This window comes from Bradyrhizobium sp. CCBAU 65884, from assembly GCF_028128835.1.
GTDB classification, from domain to species: Bacteria; Pseudomonadota; Alphaproteobacteria; order Rhizobiales; family Xanthobacteraceae; genus Bradyrhizobium; species Bradyrhizobium ottawaense.
In genome coordinates this window covers 1-24554 of sequence record NZ_LBJU01000071.1, presented here as the reverse complement: position 1 = coordinate 24554, position 24554 = coordinate 1, and the positions used below count along the sequence as shown (strand labels likewise).

Genomic DNA, 24554 nt, shown 5'->3' with positions numbered 1-24554 from the left:
GCGGTCGGCCAGCCGGTCGCCGATCTCGTCGACAGCATCGCGCTCGACCATCCCAGGCCGCCGCCGGCGATGTTCACCGGCTCCGCGCCGCCAGAGGCGCAGATCGACGGCGTGATCCGCGACTGCGCGCAGCATCTGCTTGGCTCGTACCGCCGAAACGGCTTTCTGCCGACCTACGCCGCCTTCAATCTGATCGGCGACCCTGACTTTCGTGGGCGCGAGCTGATCATGGCGCTCACGGGCCTCAACGCACGCGGCTACAAGAATTCCTCGCTGCTGTTCAACCTCGCCCGTGTCTTCATCGCGCGCACGCCGGCGCGCGCCGTCGTCAATCCGCCCTGGACCGGCATCGCGGAGCCGATGTGGGAACCGGTGCAGATCCGCCACCGCTCGGCCTATTACGATGCGTTCTTCATCGAGGCGCTGCTGAGCTATGGCGAGACCGGACTTGCCTCGCCGGCCGACAAGATTGCAGCCGAGCGCGCCATCGCCGACATGGTGGATTTCTGCGTCAACATCAGCCGCGAGGAGGTCGACGGCATCGACGGTGCGCGCTTCAACGTCGTCACCGCGCTGGCGCCCGCGCCGCATCCGCGCTTTTCCCGTTACTTCGCGCAGATCAAGCAGGATCTCGGCTTCGGCGTTTACGTGCCGGATTGCGACACCACGGCCTGCTCGATCTCCGCTGCGACGCAGGCCGGCTGCCTTGATGAGATCATCGATCAGCCGCTGCTGGATTTCTACGCCGGCTACCAGGTGCGCGCCGGCGTCAACGAGCCGCGCGTGACCGTGCCGCTCAACGACAATATCGACTATGAGGGCGGCGTCGCGACCTGGATCGACAACCTCAAGGGCGAGCGTCCCTACGGCAACGATCTCGATCCGACGCTCAATCTCGACATTCTCGAGGTGAGCTTTCGCAACCTGGCGCGCTGGAAAATTCTGGAGACGCCGGCGCGGCTCGCCACGGTGCACCGCATCATCGGTTTCCAGAAGCGGCTGGCGGCGAGCGGCGCCTTCGCCAATCCGCGCTCGCACATCTATTATCTGCCCGAGCTCTACAGTGCGTATTTCGGCCGCTGCTATGCGGCGTTCCTGGCGCTGCCGCTGGCGGCCCAGGCCGCGATCGATCCCGCAGGCGATTTCGACTTCATCCGCCATCGCGTGCTGTCCTACGTCAAGGGCGAGCTGATGGCCGCGGAGATGAACGTGTTCGACGCGGCGCTGGCGCTGATCGCGCTCGGCCATCTCGGCGCCGACCCGCGCGCCTTTGCGCCGGCACTGAACGTGATCGTCGCCGGTCTCGGCGAAGGCGGCCGCCGCGGCCCGTTCCGCGCCTATGAGTGGAACAAGATGAAGACGCCGACGCGGATTTTGGTGGGCGGGCCGGAGGTGACGTCGGCGTTCGTGCTGATGGGGCTCGCGGTGGCGAAGCGGGCGATGACGCGGGGGTAGGTCTTCGTAGGGTGGATTTAGCGAAGCGTAGTCCACCATTTCAGCACCCGCGGATGCCAACAGCGGTGGGTTACGCCTCCGGCTAACCCACCCTACGAGACCTTCGACGATGACGGGAAGTTGAAAGCCTATCCGTTAGGCATAAGCTGGCCCGATGGCCAAAAGCCGACCACAATTGCGCGATCTATCGAAATTGTCCCCAACACGCGGGCCGGCATGTTGCGAAAAGTCCTGATTGCGCTGTCTCTCCTCGCCTTGTCCTTACCCGGCTTGCCCTCGCTGGCACTGGCCACGGACATCACCGGCATGGCAAAAGTCCGCGCCGGCGATGCCGTGATGATCGGCAACACGCGGATCCGGCTCGGCGGCATCGACGCGCCCGCGGTCGACCAGCTCTGCCTCAACACCAAAAGCGAGCGCTGGACCTGCGGCGTCGCGGCGCGGGACGAGCTCGCCAAATACGCCGAGGGCAAGAGCTGGGTCTGCCATACCCGTTCGATCGACCGGCGCGGCCGCACCGTGGCGCGCTGCGAGGTCGGCGGCGAGGACATCCAGAAATGGCTGGTGCGCAGCGGCTGGGCGCTGGCCTACACCCGCATCTCCAAGGACTACGAGCCCGACGAGGCCGCCGCGCGTGAGGCAAAAGCCGGGATGTGGCAGGGCGCCTTCATCGCGCCCTGGGACTGGCGTGAGCGCAACAAGAAGACCGTCATCCTCGGCGCCACCAAGCCGCCCGACGGGGCGCATGCGGTGCTGCTCGCCTCGGCCTCGGGACCGGTGGCGCCTTCCCCGGATTGCACCATCAAGGGCAACGTCAACAGCGCCGGCGAATGCATCTTTCACCAGCCGACCAGCCGCTGGTACACCCAGATCAAGATGAAGATCAGCAAGGGCACCCGCTGGTTCTGCTCGGTCGAAGAGGCGGAAGCCGCCGGCTGCCGCGAGACCAAGAGATGAGAGCCCCAGACCTGCGTTTTGCGTGCTTTTCTTGGGGGTTCACGGCGCGTAAAACCTGATTCAGCAAACTCACCAGTCCGTTCTCAAGCAACAAGGATCAAAAGCAATGACCGTTCGCGCGGGCCGGGAATTTCTGGCCATCCCCGGGCCCACCACCATGCCCGACGAGGTGCTGCGGGCGATGCATCGTCCGGCGATCGACATCTACTCCAAGGAGATGCTCGACCTGACCGAGAGCCTGCTCGGCGATATCTCGAAACTGTTCTCGACCAAGGGCAAGTCCTACATCTACATCGCCAACGGCCACGGCGCCTGGGAAGCGGCGCTGAGCAACGTGCTGTCGCGCGGCGACAAGGTGCTGGTGCTGGAGAGTGGCCGTTTCGCGATCGGCTGGGGCAATGCGGCGGCGCTGATGGGCGCCGAGGTCGAGGTGCTCAAGGGCGACTGGCGCCGCGCGGTGCGGCCGCACGAGGTCGAGGAGCGCCTGCGCCGCGACAAGGAGCACACCATCAAGGCCGTCGTCGTCGTCCAGGTCGACACGGCCTCGGGCGTGCAGAATGACATCGAGGCGATCGGTAAGGCGATCAAGGCGAGCGGCCATCCGGCGCTTTACATGGTCGACACCGTCGCTTCGCTCGGCTGCATGCCGTTCGAGATGGACAAATGGGGCATCGATGTTGCGATGTCCGGATCGCAGAAGGGCCTGATGACGCCCCCCGGCCTCGGCTTCGTCGCCGCCAATGCGCGCGCGCTCGAGGTGCACAAGAAGGCCAACATGTCGACGCCCTATTGGAGCTGGAGCGAGCGCGAGGGCACCGAGAATTACCGCAAATACGCCGGCACCGCGCCGGTGCATCTCTTGTTCGCTTTGCGCAAGGCGATCGACATGCTGCACGAGGAAGGCCTGGAGAACGCCTTCCGCCGCCACAGCCTGCTCGGCGAAGCCGCGCGCCGCGCCGTTGGCGCATGGTCGGAAGGCCAGGTGCTCGGCTTCAACGTGGCGGAGGCCAGCGAGCGCTCCAACACCGTGACCACGGTGACCATGAGCAACGGCCATGATCCGGCGGTGCTGCAACGCTATTGCAAGGACAAGTGCGGCGTGGTGCTCGGCACCGGCATCGGCGACCTCTCGGGCCAGGCCTTCCGCATCGCCCATATGGGCCATGTCAACGCGCCGATGCTGCTCGGCACGCTCGGGGTGATCGAGATCGGCCTGAACGCCCTGAAGATCCCGCACGGCAAGGGCGGGCTGGAGGCGGCGGTGGCGTATCTCGGCGACGAGGTGGCGGTGTAGAGGCGCCACATACTCCGCTGTCGTCCCTGCGAACGCAGGGACCCATACTGCGGGATTTATCGATGGGGCGCGGTCGCAATACCGCGCCCAGACTTTTCGCTGCTTGTCTTCGCCAAACTCCTTCCTGGGGTTATGGGTCCCTGCGTTCGCAGGGACGACGACTGAGTCTGCCGCGATTACTTCGGCACACGATACGCCTCGACCTGTGACTTCAGCTCATCCAGCGACGCCGTCGGCTGCTTCGGATCGACCCGATATTCCCCATTCGCCAGCCATTGCAGCACCTTCGCATCGATCACCGGCGAATGGTGGATGACGTCGCCGTAATTATCGAGATCGTGCGTCACCGCCTTGATCGCGCGGAAATCGTGCAGACGCACATTGGGAAGCTGCGTGAGGCGCCGCGCGACGACTGCCGTCAGGTCAGTGACGATCTTCAGCGTCTCGGGCGAGGCTTCGCGCATTGCAACGAATTGCAGGACCGAATAGGGCGGGAAGTAGACGTCGAAGGTCACGTCGGGGTGGCGCGTGATCAGGCCGACGGCATCGCGCTCGAAATGCCCGGCCATGGCGTCATAACCGTAGCCTTCGCCGAGAAAGCGGCTGCGCACGGGGCTCGTGATGTAGGCGAAGGCGGCGAGCGTCCTCTTCGCATTGTACTCGCGCGCGACATCGAAATCCCGCGGCAGCGCGTAGATGTCGTCGACATCAGCCAGCGCGAACTTGACGGGAAGAAACGGCGCCGCGCGGGTCAGCGGCCCTTGCAACGGCGGGACCGACCGCAGCAGCGCGAACAGCGCCTCTTTCGCCATCGCGGCGCTGAACAGATAGGACGCGATGCCCTTGGTCGTGCCGCGATAGAGATCGACGGACAGATAGGGATCGGCCTCGATGTCGGCCGCATCGACGAAGATGAAATCGTCCATCGCCCAGATCACGCGCCTCGCGCCGCGGTCGATCGCCTGCTCCAGCACGAAGGCCTGCTGGCGTGAGTTGGAGCCGGTCATCGCCAGCTTGAGCGAGCGAACGCCGAGCGCACGGTCGATGTCGCTCTGGCGGAAATGGATCGCGAGCGAGGTGCCCATGAAGGCGGTGTCGAATGACTGGCTGCGGATCAGCCCGGCATTCTGCACGCGCGTGTCGTCGGAATAGAAGGCGGTGCGCGAGGGGCGGAACAGCTGCAGGGGATCGACGACGTAGGTGAGCACGGCCGCACCGAGCACGAATGCGATGCTCGCGAGCAGAAGACGCTTGAGACTGGTGAACGGCCCGCGCATCAGAACCGGAAATAGATGAATTCGCTGTGGCTCTGGATGCCCAAGATGCCGAACGCAAGCACCAGCGATGCGCCATAGAGAAACAGCGGCCGCATGCGCCCTGCCCGCAAGTTCTCGCCGACCCGGCGGTTAGCGTGATCGTATCCCAAGATGCCTTGCGTGTTCGGCGCCAGCCACACCAGCGCAGCGTAGATGGAGATCAGCACCAGCGCCGCGATCTCCTCACGGCCAAAGACGATGTTCGAGGGATCGGCCATGGCGTGAAGGACGCGCAGCGCCCATGCGACGCTCTCGGCGCGGAAGAACACCCAGGCGACGACGACGGCGAGGAACGTCAGCGCTGCTCCGGCGATGCGAGCCGGACGCGCAAGGACCGACGGAATGGTTGGCATCAGGGCGTTGAAGGCGTGATTGACGCAAAGATAGGCCCCGTGCAGCGCGCCCCAAATGACAAAAGTCCAGGCCGCACCGTGCCAGAGCCCGCCCAGCAGCATCGTGATCATCAAATTGAGGTAGCGCAGCACGCGGCCGTGGCGGTTGCCGCCGAGCGGGATATAGAGATAGTCGCGTAAAAATTGCGACAGCGTCATGTGCCAGCGGCGCCAGAACTCGACGATGCTGGCCGCCTTGTAGGGCGAGTTGAAGTTCACGGGCAGGAAGATGCCGAACATCAGCGAGATCCCGATCGCCATGTCGGAATAGCCGGAGAAATCGAAATAGAGCTGGAACGTGTAGGCAAGTGCGCCGAGCCAGGCCTGGTCGAAGCTCGGCGACCGCGCCTCGAAGGCGAGTGCGACCAGCGGCTGGATGCCGTCGGCGAGACAGGTCTTCTTGAACAGGCCGATGGCAAAGATGATGACACCGCACAACATGAGATGTCCGTCCGGACGCTTCGTCTCCTTCCGCTCGAATTGCGGGATCATGTCCTTGTGGTGGAGGATCGGCCCGGCGATCAAATGCGGGAAATAAGTCACGAACAGCGCGTAGTGCGGCAGCGCATAGGCTGCGACCTGCCCGCGATAGGCGTCCACCAGGAAGGCGATCTGCGTGAACGTGTAGAAGGAGATGCCGACCGGCAGCAGGATGTGAACCGCGGCATACGTGCCGAACAAGGCGTTGAGGTTCTCGGTGAGGAAGCCGGCATATTTGAAGATGCCGAGCACGAGAAGATCGCCGACGACACCGAGCGCGAGCGCCGCCTTGCGGTGCGACGGGCCGAGCTTCGCCACGATGAGGAGATGGCCGACGCCGTAATTGAAGGCGCTCGACAGCAGCAACAGCGCCACGAACTGCCAGTTGCCGATGGCGTAAAAGGCGAGCGAGGCCAGCGCCAGCCAGATCACCGGGGTGAGATTGCTGCGCCGCCCGAGCCAGAAATAGCCGGCCAGCACGACGGGCAGGAACAACAGGATGAACGGGTAGGAATTGAACAGCATCAGGCTGGACCGGCGGCGGGGATATTGGTCCGTAAAGCATACAAGGGGCCGGTCAACAACCCGGCAGGCCTGGCGGAGTCGTGCTGGCAATTCGTGGAGTCGGGACGATATAAGATGGAACACGTATTGAGATGAGGACCGAGTGACCCAGGCCAAACCCCCTTCCCAGCCCCCCGTCGCCCCGCGCCGGCCGCATTCCTTCACGCGGCACGGGATCACCGTGACCGACGACTATGCCTGGCTGAAGGACGCGAAATGGCAGGAAGTGCTGCGCGATCCCAAAGTGCTGGATCCCGATATCCGCAAATATCTCGATGAGGAGAACGTCTACACCGACAGCCTGCTTGGCCACACCGCCGGCCTGCAGAAGACGCTGGTGCGGGAGATGCGGGGACGGATCAAGGAGGACGATTCCAGCGTGCCGTCGCCGGACGGCCCGTTTGCCTATTTCCGCAGGTTTCGCGAGGGCGGGCAGCACGAGCTGTTCGGCCGCATGCCGCGCGACGGCGGCGACGGCGATATCGTGCTCGACGGCGACGCGCTTGCCAAAGACCACAAATATTTCAGGTTCGGCGGCAGCCGGCACTCCTACGATCACAAGCTGCAGGCCTGGAGCGCCGACACCAAGGGCTCGGAATATTTTTCGATCCGCGTGCGCGACTGGGCAACGGCCAAGGATCTCGACGACGTGGTCGAGGAGACCGATGGCGGCGTGGTCTGGGCCGCGGATTGCAAGAGCTTCTTCTATGTGAAGCTCGACGACAATCACCGGCCGATGCAGGTGTGGCGGCATAGGCTCGGCACCAAACAGGCCGACGACACGCTGATCTATGAAGAGCAGGATGCCGGCTGGTTCACCCATCTGCACGAGAGCACCAGCGGCCGCTTCTGCGTGATCGCCGGCGGCGACCACGAGACCTCGGAGCAGCGGCTGATCGATCTCGCCAACCCCGGGGCGCCGCCGCGCCTCGTCGCCGCGCGCGAGGAAGGCGTGCAATATTCGCTGGCCGACCGCGGCGATCAGCTCTTCATCCTCACCAATGCCGACGACGCCATCGACTTCAAGATCGTCACCGCGCCGCTTTCTTCGCCCGAGCGCAAGAACTGGCGCGATCTGATCCCGTATCGTCCCGGCATCTACCTCATCGACCTCGATCTCTATGCCGGCCATCTGGTGCGGCTGGAGCGCGCCAATGCGCTGCCGGCGATCGTGATCCGCGATCTCGTCTCGAACGAGGAGCATGCCATCGCCTTCGATGAGGCCGCCTATTCGCTGGATACGATGGGCTCCTACGAATTCGAGACGACGAATTTGCGCCTTGCCTATTCGTCGATGACGACGCCGTCGGAAGTCTATGACTACGACATGGTCAAGCGCACGCGCACCTTGCGCAAGCGCCAGGAGATTCCGTCGGGCCATAACGCGGCCGATTACGTCACCACGCGCATCACGGCAAAGGCGCATGACGGCGCCGAGGTGCCGGTGTCGATCCTCTACCGCCGCGGGCTCAAGCTCGACGGCACGGCGCCGCTGCTGCTTTATGGCTACGGCTCCTACGGCATGGCGATGCCGGCCTCCTTCAACGCCAACCGCCTGTCGCTGGTCGACCGCGGCTTCGTCTACGCCATCGCCCATATCCGCGGCGGCGCCGACAAGGGCTGGGGCTGGTATCTCGACGGCAAGCGCGAGAAGAAGACGAATTCGTTCGACGATTTCGCCGCCAGCGCGCAGGCGCTGATCGACGCGAAGTACACGAGCGCAAAGCGCATCGTCGGCCATGGCGGCTCGGCCGGCGGTATGCTGATGGGCGCGGTCGCCAACCGCGCCGGCGAATTGTTCGCAGGGATCGTCGCCGAAGTGCCGTTCGTCGACGTGCTCAACACCATGCTTGACGACACCCTGCCGCTGACGCCGCCGGAATGGCCGGAATGGGGCAACCCGATCGAGAGCGAGCAGGATTTTCGAACGATCCTGTCCTACTCGCCCTACGACAATGTCGCAGCGAAGGCGTACCCGGCGATCCTGGCGATGGGCGGGCTCACGGATCCGCGCGTGACTTATTGGGAGCCGGCGAAATGGATCGCGCGCCTGCGCGCTACCATGAGCGGCGGCGGTCCGGTCCTGCTGCGCACCAACATGGGCGCCGGCCACGGCGGCGCCTCGGGACGGTTCGACCGGCTCGATGAAGTCGCGATCGTCTATGCGTTCGCGCTGTGGGCGGCGGGGGTGGCGGAGGCCGGGGTGTAGCGATAGCCGCAGCCGTCGCAACACCTTCCGCTGTCGTCCCCGCGAAGGCGGGGACCCATACCGCGTGATGTATCGATGGAGTGCAGGTAGCCGTACCGGAAGACTTTCTAACTGGCGATCTTCGCCAAACTTCTCCCTGTTTCTATGGGTCCCGGATCGGCGCTTCGCTTCGCTGCGGTTGTCCGGGACGACATCGAGTGTGAGCCGCGAGATATCTCACACCGCTCCATGCGCCTCGACATACAGCGCATAGACCGAATGGCTGCTTGCCATGTAGAGCCGGTTGTTCTTCGGGCCGCCGAAGCAGAGATTGGCGCAGCGCTCGGGCAACCTGATGAAGGCGAGCGGCTTGCCGTCCGCGTTGAACACCATGACGCCGTCGAGATCTTCGGGCCTGGCCTTGAGCTGAAACACCTTGCGGCCGCCGACATCGGTCGGCTCGCCCTGCAGCGCGCCGTTGGAGCCCCAGCCGCACCAGAGATTGCCGTCGCGGTCGACGCGGAAACCGTCGAGCGAGCCCTGGTCGGCGGCGTCGATCAGCTTGGTCTTGCCGCTGAGCGCGCCGTCGTCGCCGGCATTGTAGCTCCAGATGCTGCGGTTGGGCGTGCCCTTCCACTCGACGATGTAGAGCTTCTTCTCGTCCGGCGAGAAGGCAAGGCCGTTGGGATTGACGAGGTCGGTGAGGACGGCACTGATCTTACCGTCCTTGGCGATGCGGTAGACGTTGGTGGTGGCCTGCTCGGCCTTTTCCTTCTTGCCTTCCCACTCGCCATTGATGCCGAACAGCGGATCGGTGAACCAGATGCTGTCGTCGGACTTCACCACGATATCGTTCGGCGCGTTCAGCCGCTTGCCCTCGAACTTGTCGGCGAGCACGGTGATCGTGCCGTCCGTCTCGGTGCGGGTGATGCGGCGGGTCACGGAGTGCTCGCAGGTGACGAGACGGCCCTGGCGGTCGCGCGCATTGCCATTGGCGTAATTGGCATTGGTGCGGAACACGCTGGTCTGGCCGGTCTTCTCGTCGAACTTCATGATCCGGTTGTTGGGAATATCCGAGAACAGGAGATAGCCGCCCTCGGGGAAATAGGCCGGGCCTTCGGCCCAGCGCATGCCTGATGCGACCTGCTCGACCGTCGAGGAATAGAGCCGGTATTTTGCGAAGCTGGGATCGAGGATCTGGACGGCGGGATCGGGGTAGCGCTGGTTCGGCGTGAACGGGAACGACTGGGCGCCGGCGGCGCGGGCGAGAAGCGTCGATGCTGCCGCTGCGCCGGCGGCGGCCATGAGGTTACGTCGCGTGAAATTCATTGAAATCCTCCCTGCTTGCTAAAAGGCCGGCGCTTGATGCGCCGGCTCGTTTCTTGACGTGAGTTCGTTTTGGTTTAGCGGCCGTTCTTCTTCCGCCACTCCGCGAAGTCGGTGAGCGTCTGCGGATCGGTGGCGGGATAGAGACCGAAGATGCCGCGTCCCTTGCCGACTTCCTCGGTGACGAAATCCTCAAACGCCGTCATCTCGAAGGTTTCGTTGGCGATCTCGTCGGCGAGATGGGCGGGGATCACGATCACGCCGTCGGCGTCGCCGAGAATGACGTCGCCGGGGAACACCGGCGCATCGCCGCAGCCGATGGGCACGTTGATCTCGATCGCCTGGTGCAGCGTGAGATTGGTCGGCGCCGACGGGCGGTGGTGATAGGCGGGGATGCCGAGCTTGGCGATCTCGGCGGAATCGCGAAAGCCGCCGTCGGTGACGACACCGGCGACACCGCGCTTCATCAAGCGCGTCACCAGGATCGCGCCGGCCGAGGCCGCGCGCGCGTCCTTGCGACTGTCCATCACCAGAACGCTGCCTGCCGGACAATCCTCGACCGCCTTGCGCTGCGGATGGGAGCGATCCTTGAAGACGTCGATGGTGTTGAGATCCTCGCGCGCCGGCATGTAGCGCAGCGTGAAGGCTTCGCCGACCATGGTCGGCTGGTCGGCACCGAGCGGATGCACGTCCTGGATCATCTGGATCCGCAGCCCACGCTTGAACAGCGCGGTGGCGACGGTGGCCGTGGAGACGGATTTGAGCTTGTTGCGGGTGGCTTCGCTGAGCTTTGTCATTTGGTCGAACTCTCTCTTTCGTCATTCCGGGATGGCCCGCAGGGCCAGGCCCGGAATCCATAACCACGATCGGGAGTATGGATTCCGGGCTCGCGCCAAGGGGCGCGCCCCGGAATGACAGTGGGCTAGTAAATCGACGGCTCGCCGATCGGCGCTCCGAAATCGGTCTCCAGGAAGTCGAAGTCACAGCCGTCATTGGCCTGCTTGATGTGTTTCGTGAACATCCAGCCATAGCCGCGCTCGAAACGGCGCTCCGGCTGCTTCCAGGCGGCGCGGCGTTTCTCCAGTTCGGCCTCGGGCACGTCGAGATTGATGGTGCGGGCGGCAACGTCGAGCGTGATGCGGTCGCCGTTCTGCACCAGCGCCAGCGGGCCGCCGATGTAGGATTCCGGCGAGACGTGCAGGATGCAGGCGCCATAGCTGGTGCCGCTCATGCGCGCATCCGAGAGGCGCACCATGTCGCGCACGCCCTGCTTCACGAGCTTGGTCGGGATCGGCAGCATGCCCCATTCCGGCATGCCCGGGCCACCTTGCGGCCCCGCATTGCGCAGGATGAGAATGTGGTCTTCGGTGACATCGAGATCGGGATCGTCGACCGCCTTCTTCATCGCGGGATAATCGTCGAACACCAGCGCCGGCCCCGTGTGCTTGAGGAAGCGCGGCGCACAGGCGGAAGGCTTGATGACGCAGCCGTCGGGCGCGAGATTGCCCTTGAGCACGGCGAGCGCGCCTTCCTTGTAGATGGGATTGTCGACCGAGCGGATCACATCGGCATTGTGCACCTCGGCGCCCGCGACGTTCTCGGCCAGTGTCTTGCCGGTGACGGTGATGCAATCGAGATGCAAATGCGGCTTGATCTGCCCCATCAGCGCCGGCAGGCCGCCGGCATAGAAGAAGTCTTCCATCAGATACGCATCGCCGCTCGGCCGCACGTTCGCGATCACGGGCACCTTGCGGCTCGCGATCTCGAAATCGTCGAGGCCGATGTCCTGACCGGCGCGGCGGGCCTGCGCGATCAGATGGATGATCGCGTTGGTCGAGCAGCCCATCGCCATCGCCACCGCAATGGCGTTTTCGAATGCCTTGCGCGTCTGGATCACCTTCGGCGTCAGATCCTCCCAGACCATCTCGACGATGCGTCGGCCGCATTCAGAGGCCATGCGGATGTGGTTGGCATCGGCCGCGGGGATCGAGGAGGCGCCGGGCAGCGTCATGCCGATCGCTTCGGCAATGGCCGTCATGGTCGAGGCCGTGCCCATTGTCATGCAGGTGCCGTAGCTGCGGGCGATGCCGGCCTCGATGTCGAGCCAGTCCTTGTCGGAGATCTTTCCGGCGCGGCGCTCGTCCCAGTATTTCCAGCCGTCCGAGCCGGAGCCGAGCGTCTTGCCCTTCCAATTGCCGCGCAGCATCGGGCCGGCCGGCAGATAGATCGCCGGAATGTTCATCGACGTCGCGCCCAGCAGCAGCGCCGGCGTGGTCTTGTCGCAGCCGCCCATCAGCACGACGCCGTCGACGGGATGGCTGCGCAAGAGCTCCTCCGCGTCCATCGCCAACAGATTGCGATAGAGCATGGTGGTGGGCTTCAGCAGTGATTCCGACAGCGACAGCGCCGGCAATTCCAGCGGCAGGCCGCCGGCCATCAGGATGCCGCGCTTGACGTCGTCGACGCGCGACTTGAAATGCATGTGGCAGGGCTGCGCGTCCGACCAGGTGTTGAGGATCGCGATGATCGGCCGGTCCTTCCACTCCTCCGGCGCGTAGCCCATCTGCATGGTGCGGGAGCGGTGGCCGAACGAGCGGAGATCGTCGGGCGCGAACCAGCGCGCGCTGCGGAGCTGGTCGGGCGTTATTTTCTTCTTGGTCATGATTGGGTGCCCCATTTCTGCACGGTGTTCCGCTCGATGGCGCGGAAGATCAGGTTCTCGACAAAGAGCCCGATGATGATCACCGTCAAGAGGCCCGCGAACACGGCGGGTATGTCGAGCAAATTGCGGTTCTCGAAGATGAACCAGCCGAGCCCGCCCTGCCCGGAGGACACGCCGAACACCAGCTCGGCCGCGATCAGCGTGCGCCAGGCAAAGGCCCAGCCGATCTTGAGGCCGGTGAGGATCGAGCCGAAGGCGGCCGGGATGAGAATTTTGGCGACGTAGGGCAAGCCGCTCAGGCCGTAATTGCGGCCGACCATGCGCAGCGTGTTGGACACGCTCTTGAAGCCGGAATGGGTGTTGAGCGCGACCGGCCACAGCACCGAATGGATCAGCACGAAGACGAGGCTGCCATTGCCGAGACCGAACCAGATCAAAGCGAGCGGCAGCAGCGCGATCGCCGGCAATGGGTTGAACATCGCCGTGACAGTCTCGAGGAAATCGGTGCCGATGCGGGTCGAGATCGCGAGCACGGTGAAGATCGCGGCGAGCGCGATGCCGGCCGAATAGCCCATGAACAGGACTTTCAGCGACGTCCAGGCCCGCATCGGAATGGTGCCGTCCTTGACGCGGTCGAACAACGTGATCGCGGTGTCGTGCAGTGTCGGGAACAGCAGCGGATTGTCGAGGGTGAGGCCGTAGGCTTCCCAGACCGCCGCCAGGAACAGGATGATCACCGACTTGCGGACGAAGCCGTCGTTCCACAACAGCTCAAGCACGCTGAGCTTGCGCTCGACTTCGCCTGCGCCGATGGCAGCAACCGGTTCGGCCCGCAGCAATATCCTGGCTTCGCCCATCAGAGACTCCTCAATGCGCGGTGGCTTCGCCGGCGAACAGGAGATCGTGGATCTCCTTCTCCAGCCGGCCGGCGCTGCCGTCTTCGTTCGAGACCTTATCGACGTCGATCACCTCGGCCTTGACCCGGCCGGGATGCGGCGACAGCAGCAGGATGCGGTTGCCGATGCGGATCGCTTCCGCGATCGAATGGGTCACGAACATCACGGTGAACTTGGTCTCGCTCCAGAGCTGGAGCAGCTCGTCCTGGCAGGTGCGGCGCGTCAACGCATCGAGCGCCGCGAACGGCTCGTCCATCAAGAGGATATCAGGCTCCATCGCCATGCCGCGCGCGATCGCGACGCGCTGCTTCATGCCGCCGGACAGCGTGTGCGGATAGGCATCGACCACGCGGGTGAGGCCGACCTTCTCGATATAGGCCCGTGCCTTGGCCTCGGCGTCCCTGCGCGACAGTTTTCGCGCAGTCAGCAGCGGAAACATGACGTTGGCGAGCACGCTCTTCCACGGCAGGAGCTGGTCGAACTCCTGGAAGATCATCATCCGGTCGGCGCCGGGACCGTGGATCTCGCGATCGCCTATGGTCATGCGGCCCTCGCTCGGGGTCATGTAGCCGCCGACGGCCTTGAGCAGGGTCGACTTGCCGCAGCCGGACGGACCCAGCAGCACGAAGCGGTCGGACTTGTCGACCGTGAAACTCACCCTCTCCGTGGCGGTGACGACTGCGCTGGAGGTCTTGTAGCGCAGCGTCACGGAGCTGACGTCGAGCAGCGCCATCAGTTGCCCTTCAGATCGTGCGCGACGGGGAGATAATAATCCGTCCAGGCCTTGGGCTGGCTCTTCAGCGTGCCGGTCTTGAACAGATGCGCAGCGAATTTCATCGTGCCCTGCGGCTCGAGATTCCACTCCATCATGCCGGGCTCCTTGAGCAGATCGAGCAACTCCTCGACCGAGGTCTTGTCGCCGGTGATCTCCTTGTAGATCTCGACCGCCTGCTTCGTGTCGCTGCGGATCAGGGCCTGCGCTTCCTTGGTCGCGTCGCGCACGGCCTGGATGATCTTTGGATTGGCCTCGGCGAATTTGGTGGTGGTGAAGAACTGGGCCTGGCTGAGCGGCCCGCCCATCACGTCCGGCGACGACAGCACGATATGCGCGCCCGGCACGTTCTTCAGCTCCAGGAAGGTGAAGGGCGGGATGGAGAAGTGGTTGTGCACCTCGTGCTTGGGATTGGACAGCGCCGCATAAGCGTCGGGATGGCCGAGTTGAACGGTGTTGGCATCCAGCTTCGACCATTGGTCGGCGCCGAAGGCCTCGGCGGCCGCGATCTGCAGCACGATCGCCTGGGTCGACACCTTGACGGTCGGCACCGCGATCTTGTCGGAGGGGCCGAAATCCCTGATCGACTTGATGTTGGCGTCGCGGCTGATCAGCGTCATCGGCTGCGCCGAGGTCGCGACGATGCCCTTCACGCCGCCGCGGGTGCGATCCCACAGCAAGAGAAGATTGCCGGTGCCGGTGTTGAGGATGTCGACGCCGCCCGCGAGCAGCGCATCGGTCTGCGCGCCGCCGCCGGAGAAGGTGATCCATTTGGTGGTGACGCCCGCGAGGCCGAGTGAAGCTGCGTGCTTCTCGATCAGCTTCAGCTTCTCCATGATGTGGCTCGGCATGTAGAAAATGCCGGGCTGGCGCGACAGCGCGATCTCGGATTTCTGCTGCGCACGCGCCGGCGAAGCCGCCAGCACGGTTGCGACGATCAGGGCGATGGCGGCAGCGCCACGCTGGAATGGCTTGATCATAATTGTTCGTTTCCTCCGGCCGCCATTGACGAGCGATCCTGCTGATGCACTAATGCATTAGTGCATCAAAGGCAAGTCCGCCGGAGCCCTCGCCATGGAACCCCCCCCCCCCCCCCCCCCCCCCCCCCCCCCCCCCCCCCCCCCCGCGGCCCGCCCCGGCGCGCGGCTCGACCGGGCCCGGCAGGCCGCGCCGCAGGTGTTCGAGCGGCTGCGCAACGCCATTCTCGCGCTCGAACTGCCCCCGGGCTCGCCGCTGTCGCGCACGGATCTCGCCGCGCAATTCGGGGTCAGCTCGACGCCGATCCGCGACGCCCTGATGCGGCTCGAGGAAGAAGGGCTCGTGGACGTGTTTCCGCAGCACGCGACCGTGGTCAGCCGGGTCGATGTCGGCCGCGCCGAGCAGGCGCATTTCCTGCGCCAGGCGCTGGAGCTCGAAATCGTCCGGCTGCTCGCGGAGCAGCATGACCAGGCCCTGGTCCTCCGCCTCGACCATGTGATCGCGCTTCAGCAGCAGTTCGCGAAAGCCGGGGACTTCGAGAGCTTCATCGCCGCTGACAATGATTTTCACGCCCAGCTTTATGCGGCGGCCGGCAAGCAGGAGCTCTGGACGCTGGTGCGCAGCCGCAGCGGACATATCGACCGGCTGCGCCGGCTGCATTTGCCCTCACCCGGCAAGGCCCAGAACATCGTCCGTCACCACAAGCTGATCACCCGCGCGATCGAAGCCGGAGATTCCGATGCCGCGCAACAGCATCTGCGCAAGCATTTGTCGGGCACGCTCAGCGAACTCGACAAGATCCGGAGCCATTATCCGGAATATCTGACCGATTAGACAGACCACCAGCCTGACGACCCTTATGCACGCAACCGTGCATAAGCATGCGTCCCCGTTTTCGGCTTAGGCGAGCATTCACCGGACGTTCGCGAAGTGCTTGCAGGCCAGGCTGAATCCGCGCAACAATTTCGTCTTTGATGGTTTGATTTGCGGCCGGTGGGGACGTCCTGTCCGGCCCGGAGGAATTCAGACGTGGCCAACATCCTGATCGTGGATGACGACCCGGCCGTCCAACTCACGATCCGGCTGCTCCTGGAGAGGGCCGGTCATCACGTCACCGTCGCGGGCGATGGCCGCAAGGGACTTGCCCTGTTCGAGGCCAGCCGGTTCGACCTCCTGTTTCTCGACATCTTCATGCCCGGCATGGACGGGCTGGAGACGATGCGTCACATCCGGGTGCTGGCTCCGGCCATTCCGATCATCGTCATTTCCGGCCGTTCGATCACGCCGGATGCCTATGCGGAGCCGGACTTCCTGAAGATGGCGACCAAGCTCGGCGCGGTGGCAAGTTTGCAAAAGCCGTTCCGGCCCGACGCCCTGCTCGCCGCGGTCGATGGCTGCCTGAAAGCAGGCGAGCCGGAGGGGTCCGATGTCAGCTCCGGCCACCGATGACGGGGGCGCCGCTGCTCCAGGCCAGACCAGGCGCGGTCATCCGGGAAGCCCTGCGAACATCCGCTTGACCCTCGCAACGCGGCTGGCGATCGCGATGATCCTGCTGGTGGCGGTCACCGTGGCCGCAGTCGGATGGCTCGGCTTTCGCAACACCACGCAAGCGGTCATTCCGCGCGTCCTGGAGCGGGTCGAGGCCCAGTCACGCCTGCTCGCGGCCAACCTGGAATCCTATGTTGCCGGAGTCCGCGGCGATTTGATCGGCTATCGCTCTGCCGCGGCCATCAACGGCCTGATCCGCGCCCGTCTCGGCGGAGGAGTTGACCCCCTTGACGGCGTTACAGAGCAGACCTGGCGCGACCGCATCGCGACGCGGCTCGCAGCCGAGATCGAGGCCAAGCCCAGCTACGGGCAGTTTCGCATCATCGGTCTCGACGACGACCAGCGCGAGCTGGTCCGCGTCGACCGCGCCGGCCCGCATGGAGCGGCGCGGATCGTCCCCAACAGCGAGCTGGAGCGCAAGGGCGACCGAGCCTACTTTCAGGACACGATGAGGCTGGCGCCGGGCGAGATTTACGTGTCGCCGATCGATCTCGCGACCCGCCAGGGGGGCACCACGGTCTTGCACACTCCGACGCTGCGGGTCGCTACGCCGCTGTTCACGCCGGATGGCAAGCCGTTCGGGATCATCATCGCCAATATCGACATGCGTCCGGCCCTCGACCGCATCCGCTCGACGGCGAGCTCGGGCGGCGAGATCTACGTCGTGAATTCGCACGGCGATTATCTCGTTCATCCCGATCGCGCGCGGGAATTCGCCTCATTGCAGGGCCGCCCCACCAACTGGCGCGACGATTTTCCATTCTTCTCGGCCATGGCCGGCACGTCGGACCTATCCACGCGGCTCATGACCGACGCGTCGGGCCGGCCGACCGGCGCGGCGATCGCGCCGGCGCTGCTGGCGGGCAAGGAATGGACCGCAATCATCGTGACCATTCCCCCGTCCGTCTTCGGCCGGGTGCCGGCCGCCATTCAAAAGACGTCCGTGCTGGTCGGCGTGCTCGCCGTCCTCGCGGCGGCGGCGCTCGCGGTGCTGCTGGCGCGCTCATTGACCCGCCCGATCGGCCGCCTGACCGCGGCCGTGGAGGCGATCGGCCGCGGACGGCAGGCGGACATCCCCGTCGATGCCAGCGGCGAGACGGGCGTGCTGGCGCGGGCTTTCGCCCAGATGGTCGAAGAGACGCGGGCGAAGACAGCCGCTCTCGAGCGCGAGATCCGCGAGCATCGCCGCACCGAGGCCGCGCGAAGCCATCATGCGGCACGCGAGCAATTGTTCAGCGCCGCCGTCGAATCGTCCGACGATGCGATCGTGATGCAGACGCTCGACGCCATCATCACGGGCTGGAATCCGGCCGCCGAGCGGCTCTATGGCTATTCGGCGAGTGAAGCGATCGGGAAATCCACTGCGATCATCGTGCCGCCCGACCGGCGCGAGCATGGCAAGGACTACCTGGCGCGGATCGCGCGGGGCGAGTCGATCGAGCGGTTCGAGACGGTGCGCCTGCGCAAGGACCGCACGCCGGTCGAGATCTCGCTCAGCCTCTCGCCGATCAGGGGGCCGTCCGGCGAGATCATCGGCGTCTCCGGGACCGCGCATAGTCTCACCGAGGCGCGGCGGGCCGAGCGGCAGCTGCAGCAGCAGCTCGAAGAGCGCCGGCAGATCTTCGATACCTCGCAGGATCTGATCATGGTCATGGACCCGCGGGGCCATGTCGCGCAGATCAGCCCGAGCAGCGAGACCATTCTCGGCTACCGGCCGGACGAGATGATCGGCCGCAGCGGCGCGGACTTCATTCATCCCGACCATCTGGCGCAATCGCGCGAGGACATGCGCGCGCTGCGGCGCGGCGAGCGCCCCAAGCTCGGCGACACCCGCTGTTTCCACAAGAACGGACACGAGGTCTGGCTGTCCTGGCTCGGCAATTGGTCCGAGCAGGCGCAGCGCTTCTTCTTCGTCGGACGCGACATGACGGAAGCGCGGCTCGCGCAGGAATCGCTGCGCGAGAGCGAGCGACTCGCCCGAAACATCGTCGAGACCTCGCTCGACGCCTTCATCCAGACCGACGAGACCAGCAGCATCCTGAACTGGAATTCGCAGGCCGAGCAGCTGTTCGGCTGGCGCCGCGACGAGGTGCTCGGCAAGAGCACGATCGACCTGATCGTCGCCGAGAGCGAACGCGAGAGGGTCAGGGCCGGCCTGAAGCAATTCCTGGAGAACGAGGACGGCAGGACGCTGAACCGCCGCCGCGAGCTGATGTGCTGCCGCCGCGACGGCAAGGAATTCAAGGCCGAGCTGAGCGTCACCGCGCTGAAGCGCCGCGAAGGCCTGCTGTTCAACGTCTTTTACCGCGACCTCACCGACAAGATCGCCGCCGAGGAGCGCATCCGCCATGCCGAGAAGATGGAGGCGGTCGGCCAGCTCACCGGCGGCGTGGCGCACGATTTCAACAACATCCTCACCGTCATCACCGGGACGATCGAGATTCTCGCGGAGGCCGTCGAAAAGGAGCCGCAGCTTGCGGCCATCACGAAGATGATCGACGAGGCCGCCGCGCGCGGCGCCGATCTGACCCAGCACCTGCTCGCCTTCGCGCGCAAGCAGCCGCTCCAGCCGCGCGAGATCGACATCAACTCGCTGGTGGTCGACACCGCGAAGCTGTTGAGGCCGACGCTGGGCGAGCAGATCCAGATCGAATCGGTGTTCGAGGACGAGAATTGCGTCGCGATCGTCGATCCCAACCAGCTCACCACCGCGATCCTCAATCTCGCGCTCAATGCCCGCGACGCCATGCCCGGCGGCGGCAAGCTGATCGTGGAGACCGGCGCCGCCTATCTCGACGAGGTCTATGCCAGCGGCAACGACGTCCGTCCCGGCCATTACGTGCTGATCGCCGTGAGCGACACCGGCACCGGGATCCCTGCGAACATCCTGACCAGGGTGTTCGACCCCTTCTTCACCTCGAAGGGACCGGGCAAGGGCACCGGGCTCGGGCTGTCGATGGTCTATGGCTTCATCAAGCAGTCCGCAGGCCACATCAAGATCTACAGCGAGGAAGGCCACGGCACCACGATCAAGATGTACCTGCCGCCCGGCAAGACGCCGACGGCCATCGGCGAGGGCGTGACGCCTGCGACGATCGAGGGCGGACACGAGACGATCCTGGTGGTCGAGGACGACCGGCTGGTGCGCGACTACGTGCTGGCGCAGCTGCATGCGCTGGGTTACGTCACCTTGCAGGCCGCGAACGCGGCGGAGGCGCTCGCGATCGTTGCCGCCGGCAGGCCGTTCGACCTGCTGTTCACCGACGTCATCATGCCCGGCAAGATGAACGGACGGCAGCTCGCCGACGAACTGATGAAGACACGCCCCGATCTCAGGGTGGTCTACACGTCAGGCTATACCGAGAATGCGATCATCCATCACGGCCGGCTGGATTCCGGCGTCCTGCTGCTGGCCAAGCCCTATCGCAAATCGGATCTCGCGCGGATCATCCGCAAGGCACTGAGCGGCTGATTGCTCGTGTGTCCCGGACAAGGCGCAGCGTGCAACGCTGCGACGCAGAGCCGGGACCAGAACTGTCAGCGGTGAAATTCGAGAGATGGGCCCCGCTCAGCAGCGCATCATTGCATGATGCGTTGCGTCCGGGGCACGAGTTACGACGCGCGCTGGGCCGCGGTCATCACGATGCGGATCAGATCGGCGGCGTTGCGCGCGCCGAGCTTCTTCATGATGTTGGCGCGGTGATCCTCGATGGTGCGCGGGCTGATGCCGAGGGTGCGGCCGGCTTCCTTGTTGGACGCACCGGAGGCGAACTGCTCGAGCACCTCGCGCTCCCTGCGCGTCAGCGGCTCACGTCCGGGGAAGTGCAGCGAGCCGAATTTCGGCGAGGCGTTCTCCGCCTGCCTGCGCGCATAGGCGCCGATCGCCTCGTCGAGCCGGCCGACGATTTCGCTGCCGCGGAACGGCTTCTCGATGAAGTCCAGCGCGCCGCTCTTGATCGCGCCCACCGCCATCGCGATGTCGCCCTGCCCGGAGATCATGAAGATCGGCGCCGGATAATCCTCGCCGTGCAGTTCCTTCAGAATGTCGAGGCCCGACTTTCCGGGAATGTTCACGTCGAGCAGGATCGCAGCCGGTGTGCGGTTTCGCGCGACGGAGAGCAGCGCTGCGCCGTCCGCAAAACAGATCACCTCATAGCCCGCCGCCTTCAACACCATCGACAGGGTGTCGCGAACGGCAGGGTCGTCGTCGACCACGAAGATTTCACCGCGAGAGCTTTGTTCGGCCATGTGCCACATCCAGTTGGCATGAAGGACTCGCGTCCGCGCCAACTGTTATGGCGTTCGGCGCGGATTCGGCCCACCCGTATTTGTACGGGACATGGACTTAACGCACAAGTAGCGGCAGGGTGCCTAATTGCGGGGTACGGAGAATATCCATGCTAAATTTCGCTGGCACACCCCCGCTCATCGCGATGCTTGAGACCGACAGCCGTCGGTTGATCGCTGCCGATCTTCGCTCCCTGATCACACGGATCGAGAGCAGCATGCGCCTGATCGACGCAGCCATGATGGAAGCTGGCCTGTTGGAAATGGGCCTGGCGCACGACGATCATGGCGATCCGGCCGGTTCCGCCGACATTTTCGTGCTCGACGACGTCACGCCGCGCTATGCGACGGCGAGCGCCGCCCTCAACGCCTGCCGGGCGGGCCTTGGCCACGCCCTGCAATGCCTCTCGGAATCCGGCACCCCGGCATAGATCGCGATCAGCGCGGCGCAGCGGCCGCATGCCATCGCATGGCAGCTCCGCAAACCTTACGCGCGGTGCCGTTCCACGATCGCGTCGGTGGCAACACCACCCCAGGTGTGGATCGCCGGAAGGCCCATCGCGATCTTGCCGAGATTGGCGAGGCTGATGCGCAAGGCCGCGAGGTCGAGCGGCTTCGGCAGGCTCTGGAGCTCGATCCCGACGGACCGGGCGAAGCTGCGGGCGGCGCTGCGGCGCTTGCCGTCCATGCCGCTGATGACGATCACCGCGCCACCGAACTTCGCCGCCGCCATCTCACGCAGCACGTCGATGCCGTCGCCATCCTCCAGCACGAGATCGAGCGTCACGCAGTCGAAGCGCGCGGCGCGGAGCTTCTCGATCGCATCCGCCACTGACGGCGCCACGGTGACTTCGTGGCCGGCCTGCTTGGCGGCGACCGTGATCAGGCTGCGCTGCGTGGCGTCGTCATCGACCACAAGGAGCTGAAGCGCACGCCGCTCGGCGCCGTCGGGCAGGTTTGAGGGGATGGGGGAAAGAGAACTTCTGGGCATTTCAGTATCCTGAGATTGGGACCAACAATGGATACACGCTTCGCGCTTAGGCCACGTAAAGTTCCTGGCGCCAATTCATTCGGATGTTTTCAGAAAATGTGAAGCAACGGGCCGGAAAAGACGGCAACGGATGCGGGCGGATCACGCCGCTTCGTCGCGGCCGCCGGCTGCGCCGCGCTTCTTCCTGTTCTTGCCGCGCAGGAACTGAATGTCCATCTCGGCGCCGTTGACGCGGACCAGCTCGCAGCGGCGGTAGGCGAGGCCCGTGGACGACAACAGCAGGAAGAACTCCTTCAGGTTCAACCCCTGGATCGAGCCTTCCACCGTGAGGATGGCGTCGGTATCGGAGATCGCGTTGAGCTTGCAGTCGCGGCGCCAGGTGCCGTCGATGGCCATGATGCAGACATCGTAGCCGCGACTGAAAGTCACGCGTTCCGTACCCTTGCCATCCTCGGCCATGTCTATCGTCCTGCCATGGCCGCCAGGCGCGGCGCCGCGCCGGCGAGAGCCGGCTTGGCGGCTGCGGCACGCGGATCGTTCGGCTTGTAGAGGCCGCGCCGCTCCGGAATCGGCCGGAACGTATCGGTCAGGCCGACGACGGTTTCGGCCGCACCCAACACCAGGAAGCCGTCGGGCTCGATCTGGCGCGCCAGCCGGTTGAAGATGTTGATCTTGGTGTCCTGATCGAAATAGATCAGCACGTTGCGGCAGAAGATGACGTCGAAGGTGCCGAGCTGCGCGAAATCGTGCAGCAAGTTGAGCTGCCGGTGCTGGATCATCGCCCGCAATTCGGGATTAACCTGCCAGGTCTCGCCGGTCTGCTTGAAATATTTCATCAGCATCTGGATCGGCAGGCCGCGCTGCACCTCGAACTGGCTGTAGATTCCGGCCTTGGCCTTCTCCAGCACCTCCTGCGACAGATCGGTCGCGATGATCTCGATGCGCCAGCCGGTAAGGGCCGCGCCCATCTCCTTCAGGCACATCGCCAGCGAATAGGGCTCCTGCCCGGTCGAGCCGGCGGCGCACCAGATCCGTATGCTGCGGCGGGCGGCCCGCGCCTTGATGATCTCGGGCATGATGGTGTCGCGGAAATGATCGAACGGGACCTTGTCGCGGAAGAAGAAGGTCTCGTTGGTGGTCATGGCTTCGACCACGTCGGTGATCACCGTGCGCGAGCCGCCCTGCAGCTTCTGCACGAGTTCGCCGATGCCGGAGAGTCCGGCCTTGCGGGCCAGCGGCAGCAGGCGGCTTTCGATCAGATATTGCTTGTCTGCGGAAAGATCGAGACCGGAATTGTCCTTCAGGAATTTACGCAGATACTCATACTCGGTCGGGGTCACGGATGGCCTCTTCGAAGCTGTACTGGAACACTCTGGCCTAAATACGCGGGCCAGACACACTCAGACCATGGCTTGTCCGACCGGGATCAAACCAACTTCAGCGAACTTGTCGGCGATGATGTCTTTGTCGAAAGGCTTCATGATGTACTCGTTGGCGCCGCCGCTGAGCGCCTGGGCAATATGAGCCACATTGTTCTCGGTGGTGCAGAACACCACTTTGGGCTGGTCGCCGCCGGGCAGGCGGCGCATGTGGCCCATGAATTCGAAGCCGTCCATGACCGGCATATTCCAGTCGAGCAGCACCGCGTCGGGCAGCTGCCGCTGACAGATCTCGAGCGCCTTCGAGCCGTCCTCGGCTTCGGTGACTTGGAATTCCAGGCCTTCCAGGATCCGGCGCGCGATCTTGCGAACGACGCTGGAATCATCGACCACCAAACATGTCTTCATTTTGGTTCTCCGGCTTCGATGTTTCGTTGGCTCACGCAGCCATCTGCACTTTGGTTTCGAGCTCGAGGACGCGATCGACGTCGAGGACGACCATGAGCTGGCCGTCGAGGCGATGGACGCCGCCGGCGAGCTTGGCCATGCGGGGGTCGAGGTTGACGGGATTTTCTTCCATGCCGGCTTCCGGCAGGCGCAGCACCTCGCCGATCTGGTCGATCAGGAGGCCATAGGATTCGCCGCGGAGGTCGACGCCGACCGCCATCGGCACCTTGCCGTCCTCGGGCTGCGGCAGGCCGAGGCGGGCGCGCATGTCGACCACGGTGACGATGCGGCCGCGCAGATTGAGCACGCCTGCGATCTCGCGCGAGGACAAGGGCACGCGGGTGACGCGCTCGGGCATGAACACGTCCTGGACCCGGGAGATCGGCAGGCCGAACAGCTGGCCGCCGATCATCGCGGTGACGTATTCGACCATGGCGCCTTCGCCCACTTGCGTCTTCTTGTTCATCTGCTTCTCCTGATCCCTGTCCTGCCCTTACGCCGCTGCCCGGTTCAGCTCGGAGGCGCCGGCGGCACCCGCGGTCTGTTCCTTCAGCGCCGCGATCAGACCGGGACGGTCGAACTTGGCGACATAGTCGTGGAAGCCGGCCTGACGGCCGCGCTC

22 protein-coding genes are annotated in these 24554 nt (G+C 64.9%); 8 read left to right on the top strand and 14 right to left on the bottom strand.

From position 1 onward, the window contains the following. From XI03_RS03140 to XI03_RS03130, 3 genes are all read left to right on the top strand, one after another. Nucleotides 1–1455, top strand: a 1455-nt coding sequence (locus XI03_RS03140) for a hypothetical protein (RefSeq protein WP_271591295.1), incomplete at its 5' end; no start/stop codon positions are given. A 216-nt stretch (nucleotides 1456–1671) separates the two neighbouring features. Then, nucleotides 1672–2412: a thermonuclease family protein gene (locus XI03_RS03135; RefSeq protein ID WP_271591294.1), complete on the top strand. Its 741-nt coding sequence runs from the start codon at nucleotides 1672–1674 to the stop codon at nucleotides 2410–2412. A 106-nt stretch (nucleotides 2413–2518) separates the two neighbouring features. Further along, complete coding sequence (locus tag XI03_RS03130) at nucleotides 2519–3706, top strand: pyridoxal-phosphate-dependent aminotransferase family protein (RefSeq protein ID WP_038950765.1); 1188 nt, start codon at nucleotides 2519–2521, stop codon at nucleotides 3704–3706. 176 nt (nucleotides 3707–3882) lie between these two features. On the opposite strand, the gene XI03_RS03125 is transcribed toward XI03_RS03130, so the two are convergent. Together XI03_RS03125 and XI03_RS03120 are read right to left on the bottom strand one after the other, a co-directional pair. Beyond that, nucleotides 3883–4983 carry a hypothetical protein gene (locus tag XI03_RS03125; protein WP_271591293.1) on the bottom strand — a complete coding sequence of 367 codons (1101 nt, stop codon included), beginning with the start codon at nucleotides 4981–4983 and terminating at the stop codon, nucleotides 3883–3885. Further along, nucleotides 4983–6419 carry an MBOAT family O-acyltransferase gene (locus XI03_RS03120; RefSeq protein WP_271591292.1) on the bottom strand — a complete coding sequence of 479 codons (1437 nt, stop codon included), beginning with the start codon at nucleotides 6417–6419 and terminating at the stop codon, nucleotides 4983–4985. Before XI03_RS03120 ends, XI03_RS03125 begins: the two co-directional genes overlap by 1 nt. 142 nt (nucleotides 6420–6561) lie before the next feature. On the opposite strand from XI03_RS03120, the gene XI03_RS03115 reads away from it, so the two are divergent. Further along, nucleotides 6562–8667, top strand: coding sequence for a S9 family peptidase (locus tag XI03_RS03115; protein ID WP_271591291.1), 2106 nt, complete (start codon nucleotides 6562–6564; stop codon nucleotides 8665–8667). Between the two features lie 216 nt (nucleotides 8668–8883). Here the strand turns inward: XI03_RS03115 and XI03_RS03110 are convergent, their stop codons facing one another. From XI03_RS03110 to XI03_RS03085, 6 genes are all read right to left on the bottom strand, one after another. Further along, nucleotides 8884–9975: an SMP-30/gluconolactonase/LRE family protein gene (locus tag XI03_RS03110; RefSeq protein WP_271591290.1), complete on the bottom strand. Its 1092-nt coding sequence runs from the start codon at nucleotides 9973–9975 to the stop codon at nucleotides 8884–8886. Nucleotides 9976–10049: 74 nt separating this feature from the next. After that, nucleotides 10050–10769 carry a ribonuclease activity regulator RraA gene (locus XI03_RS03105; protein WP_028143861.1) on the bottom strand — a complete coding sequence of 240 codons (720 nt, stop codon included), beginning with the start codon at nucleotides 10767–10769 and terminating at the stop codon, nucleotides 10050–10052. 125 nt (nucleotides 10770–10894) lie between these two features. After that, entirely contained in the window at nucleotides 10895–12634 is a 1740-nt protein-coding gene (araD, locus tag XI03_RS03100) for an L-arabinonate dehydratase (protein WP_271591289.1), read from the bottom strand. Further along, on the bottom strand, nucleotides 12631–13491 hold the full coding sequence (locus tag XI03_RS03095) for an ABC transporter permease (RefSeq protein WP_028143859.1): 861 nt from the start codon (nucleotides 13489–13491) through the stop codon (nucleotides 12631–12633). Before XI03_RS03095 ends, araD begins: the two co-directional genes overlap by 4 nt. 10 nt (nucleotides 13492–13501) lie before the next feature. After that, nucleotides 13502–14263, bottom strand: coding sequence for an ABC transporter ATP-binding protein (locus XI03_RS03090; protein ID WP_271591288.1), 762 nt, complete (start codon nucleotides 14261–14263; stop codon nucleotides 13502–13504). After that, the gene (locus tag XI03_RS03085) at nucleotides 14263–15282 is read right to left on the bottom strand and encodes an ABC transporter substrate-binding protein (RefSeq protein ID WP_038951261.1); all 1020 of its coding nucleotides are present in this window, start codon (nucleotides 15280–15282) and stop codon (nucleotides 14263–14265) included. The genes XI03_RS03090 and XI03_RS03085 overlap by 1 nt, the downstream gene beginning before the upstream one ends. Nucleotides 15283–15376: 94 nt before the next feature. Between XI03_RS03085 and XI03_RS03080 the strand changes: the two genes are divergently transcribed. From XI03_RS03080 to XI03_RS03070, 3 genes are all read left to right on the top strand, one after another. Then, nucleotides 15377–16114: a GntR family transcriptional regulator gene (locus XI03_RS03080; protein WP_271591287.1), complete on the top strand. Its 738-nt coding sequence runs from the start codon at nucleotides 15377–15379 to the stop codon at nucleotides 16112–16114. A 195-nt stretch (nucleotides 16115–16309) separates the two neighbouring features. Next, nucleotides 16310–16729 (top strand): response regulator, encoded by a 420-nt coding sequence (locus XI03_RS03075; RefSeq protein ID WP_095425507.1) that lies wholly within the window; start codon nucleotides 16310–16312, stop codon nucleotides 16727–16729. Further along, nucleotides 16707–20300 (top strand): PAS domain S-box protein, encoded by a 3594-nt coding sequence (locus XI03_RS03070; protein WP_271591286.1) that lies wholly within the window; start codon nucleotides 16707–16709, stop codon nucleotides 20298–20300. The genes XI03_RS03075 and XI03_RS03070 overlap by 23 nt, the downstream gene beginning before the upstream one ends. A 140-nt stretch (nucleotides 20301–20440) precedes the next feature. On the opposite strand, the gene XI03_RS03065 is transcribed toward XI03_RS03070, so the two are convergent. Beyond that, complete coding sequence (locus XI03_RS03065) at nucleotides 20441–21076, bottom strand: response regulator transcription factor (protein WP_026202588.1); 636 nt, start codon at nucleotides 21074–21076, stop codon at nucleotides 20441–20443. Between the two features lie 149 nt (nucleotides 21077–21225). Between XI03_RS03065 and XI03_RS03060 the strand changes: the two genes are divergently transcribed. Beyond that, a complete protein-coding gene (locus XI03_RS03060) occupies nucleotides 21226–21546 on the top strand; it encodes a hypothetical protein (protein WP_028143854.1) in 321 nt (106 codons plus the stop codon). 56 nt (nucleotides 21547–21602) lie between these two features. Here the strand turns inward: XI03_RS03060 and XI03_RS03055 are convergent, their stop codons facing one another. The 5 genes from XI03_RS03055 to XI03_RS03035 form a co-directional block, all read right to left on the bottom strand. Continuing rightward, nucleotides 21603–22106 carry a response regulator gene (locus XI03_RS03055; RefSeq protein ID WP_271591285.1) on the bottom strand — a complete coding sequence of 168 codons (504 nt, stop codon included), beginning with the start codon at nucleotides 22104–22106 and terminating at the stop codon, nucleotides 21603–21605. A 141-nt stretch (nucleotides 22107–22247) separates the two neighbouring features. Beyond that, nucleotides 22248–22565 carry a hypothetical protein gene (locus XI03_RS03050; RefSeq protein ID WP_018321617.1) on the bottom strand — a complete coding sequence of 106 codons (318 nt, stop codon included), beginning with the start codon at nucleotides 22563–22565 and terminating at the stop codon, nucleotides 22248–22250. Nucleotides 22566–22567: 2 nt separating this feature from the next. Further along, nucleotides 22568–23446, bottom strand: coding sequence for a CheR family methyltransferase (locus XI03_RS03045; RefSeq protein ID WP_028143852.1), 879 nt, complete (start codon nucleotides 23444–23446; stop codon nucleotides 22568–22570). A gap of 60 nt (nucleotides 23447–23506) precedes the next feature. Further along, entirely contained in the window at nucleotides 23507–23893 is a 387-nt protein-coding gene (locus tag XI03_RS03040; protein ID WP_028143851.1) for a response regulator, read from the bottom strand. Nucleotides 23894–23924: 31 nt separating this feature from the next. Then, nucleotides 23925–24398, bottom strand: coding sequence for a chemotaxis protein CheW (locus XI03_RS03035; protein WP_095425505.1), 474 nt, complete (start codon nucleotides 24396–24398; stop codon nucleotides 23925–23927). Nucleotides 24399–24554: the final 156 nt, after the last annotated feature.

Excerpts from the sequence above, each read along its gene's own strand:
- XI03_RS03040 (WP_028143851.1), bottom strand. The coding sequence starts at position 23,893 with ATGAAGACATGTTTGGTGGTCGATGATTCCAGCGTCGTTCGCAAGATC.
- XI03_RS03125 (WP_271591293.1), bottom strand. The coding sequence starts at position 4,983 with ATGCGCGGGCCGTTCACCAGTCTCAAGCGTCTTCTGCTCGCGAGCATC.
- XI03_RS03055 (WP_271591285.1), bottom strand. The coding sequence starts at position 22,106 with ATGCCCAGAAGTTCTCTTTCCCCCATCCCCTCAAACCTGCCCGACGGC.
- araD (WP_271591289.1), bottom strand. The coding sequence starts at position 12,634 with ATGACCAAGAAGAAAATAACGCCCGACCAGCTCCGCAGCGCGCGCTGG.
- XI03_RS03105 (WP_028143861.1), bottom strand. The coding sequence starts at position 10,769 with ATGACAAAGCTCAGCGAAGCCACCCGCAACAAGCTCAAATCCGTCTCC.
- XI03_RS03050 (WP_018321617.1), bottom strand. The coding sequence starts at position 22,565 with ATGGCCGAGGATGGCAAGGGTACGGAACGCGTGACTTTCAGTCGCGGC.
- XI03_RS03085 (WP_038951261.1), bottom strand. The coding sequence starts at position 15,282 with ATGATCAAGCCATTCCAGCGTGGCGCTGCCGCCATCGCCCTGATCGTC.
- XI03_RS03120 (WP_271591292.1), bottom strand. The coding sequence starts at position 6,419 with ATGCTGTTCAATTCCTACCCGTTCATCCTGTTGTTCCTGCCCGTCGTG.
- XI03_RS03080 (WP_271591287.1), top strand. The coding sequence starts at position 15,377 with ATGGAACCCCCCCCCCCCCCCCCCCCCCCCCCCCCCCCCCCCCCCCCC.
- XI03_RS03060 (WP_028143854.1), top strand. The coding sequence starts at position 21,226 with ATGCTAAATTTCGCTGGCACACCCCCGCTCATCGCGATGCTTGAGACC.
- XI03_RS03110 (WP_271591290.1), bottom strand. The coding sequence starts at position 9,975 with ATGAATTTCACGCGACGTAACCTCATGGCCGCCGCCGGCGCAGCGGCA.
- XI03_RS03090 (WP_271591288.1), bottom strand. The coding sequence starts at position 14,263 with ATGGCGCTGCTCGACGTCAGCTCCGTGACGCTGCGCTACAAGACCTCC.
- XI03_RS03135 (WP_271591294.1), top strand. The coding sequence starts at position 1,672 with ATGTTGCGAAAAGTCCTGATTGCGCTGTCTCTCCTCGCCTTGTCCTTA.
- XI03_RS03130 (WP_038950765.1), top strand. The coding sequence starts at position 2,519 with ATGACCGTTCGCGCGGGCCGGGAATTTCTGGCCATCCCCGGGCCCACC.
- XI03_RS03065 (WP_026202588.1), bottom strand. The coding sequence starts at position 21,076 with ATGGCCGAACAAAGCTCTCGCGGTGAAATCTTCGTGGTCGACGACGAC.
- XI03_RS03035 (WP_095425505.1), bottom strand. The coding sequence starts at position 24,398 with ATGAACAAGAAGACGCAAGTGGGCGAAGGCGCCATGGTCGAATACGTC.
- XI03_RS03095 (WP_028143859.1), bottom strand. The coding sequence starts at position 13,491 with ATGGGCGAAGCCAGGATATTGCTGCGGGCCGAACCGGTTGCTGCCATC.
- XI03_RS03070 (WP_271591286.1), top strand. The coding sequence starts at position 16,707 with ATGTCAGCTCCGGCCACCGATGACGGGGGCGCCGCTGCTCCAGGCCAG.